The sequence below is a fragment of the Flavobacterium sp. genome (assembly GCF_003525665.1).
Lineage (GTDB): Bacteria > Bacteroidota > Bacteroidia > Flavobacteriales > Flavobacteriaceae > Flavobacterium.
Map to the genome: position 1 here is coordinate 1578 of NZ_DQDX01000117.1, position 1254 is coordinate 2831.

Annotated in this window: 4 protein-coding genes; all 4 read right to left on the bottom strand. The window is 30.5% G+C overall.

Annotated features, from left to right (window positions below; all coding sequences use genetic code 11):
- Nucleotides 1-162: 162 nt before the first annotated feature.
- The 4 genes from DIU01_RS08465 to DIU01_RS08480 are packed head-to-tail and all read right to left on the bottom strand — an operon-like array spanning nucleotide 163 to nucleotide 872.
- Entirely contained in the window at nucleotides 163-351 is a 189-nt protein-coding gene (locus DIU01_RS08465; RefSeq protein ID WP_290833459.1) for a hypothetical protein, read from the bottom strand.
- A gap of 30 nt (nucleotides 352-381) precedes the next feature.
- Nucleotides 382-528, bottom strand: coding sequence for a hypothetical protein (locus DIU01_RS08470; protein ID WP_290833461.1), 147 nt, complete (start codon nucleotides 526-528; stop codon nucleotides 382-384).
- Nucleotides 529-538: 10 nt separating this feature from the next.
- Nucleotides 539-700 carry a hypothetical protein gene (locus tag DIU01_RS08475; protein ID WP_290833463.1) on the bottom strand — a complete coding sequence of 54 codons (162 nt, stop codon included), beginning with the start codon at nucleotides 698-700 and terminating at the stop codon, nucleotides 539-541.
- A 1-nt stretch (nucleotide 701) separates the two neighbouring features.
- Nucleotides 702-872: a hypothetical protein gene (locus DIU01_RS08480; RefSeq protein WP_290833465.1), complete on the bottom strand. Its 171-nt coding sequence runs from the start codon at nucleotides 870-872 to the stop codon at nucleotides 702-704.
- Between the last annotated feature and the right edge of the window lie 382 nt (nucleotides 873-1254).

Genomic DNA, 1254 nt, shown 5'->3' on the forward strand with positions numbered 1-1254 from the left:
ATACTACTGTTAAAATTAAAAGAAATTTTAAAGTCTTGATGAATCCTGCTTTTAAATTATATTTCATTATCAAAAAAAATTATAATATTAAAGGAGTACGATTTAACGTACTCCTCATATACTTATTTAATATATTATAAACACAAAGATGTGCTCTAAATATTAATTAAATAATGTTTGCCATAAGTTGTAAAGCGATACCCCGATATCAGCAATTGGATTACCTGTTGGAGCTGCATGACAGCTTCCATTATGGCATTCTTCTGCTAAACCACCTGCAATACTACCTAATAACTCTTGAGAAGCTGTTGCTTCTGCTCTTTCTTTTAGAGCGTCTAAACTTAATTTCATAATTTTTAATTTTTTAAATTAATTTTTAATTTACAATTTTTTTAAATCATTCAAATCAATTTTACCACAGTCTCCATTATGACATTCACATTGGGTACCACCAGTAATTGAGGTTAGCAGTTCATCTGAAACAAACATTTCTGCTCTTTCTCTTAGAGCATCTAAACTTAATTTCATGATTTTTGATTTAAAATTGTTTGTTTGGAGGTAATAAAATATCATCCCCATCGTAATCACCACAGTCTCCTCTATGACATTCATCTTGGACACCACCAGTAATTGAAGTTAGCAATTCATCTGAAACAACCACTTCTGCTCTTTCTTTAAGAGAGTTGATAGAGAGCTTCATATTAAATTCCGCCTGGTGTTAAATTTGCGTCTTTGATGTCTTTGTCAGTAAGACAGCTACCATTATGACACTCTTCAGTTAAACCACCAGTAATTGAACTCATTAACCCATCTGAAGTCACAGAATTTGCTCTTTCTTTTAGGGCATCTAAACTTAGCTTTATAATTTTCATTACATTTGCTTTTTTAAATTAGCAGTCTTACTAAATGTGTCTAGCATTAATAGTAGTAAGGCTGTTTTTTTTGGTTGGTAATTTCAAGATACTAAGAAAAGCCAACCCTCTCTTTCCTTAATATATTAGTTTTTTATAGAAATCTAATAATTTCTTTGCTCTTCTTTTAAAGGGTTATACAACAGCTGAATCAATCCCTAAATAATTTGGCCAATTATTTTAAAGAAAACATGATTGTCATTTAGAAATTAAATACTAACTCAAAAACTAAACTTTAATCCCATTTTCTGATTTCAAAACTAAGTGAGGTTTTACTACTTTGCAAACAAAGAGTATCGGAATTCGGGAATTACGATAGGGAATTCCCGAATTCCGTGCTAAC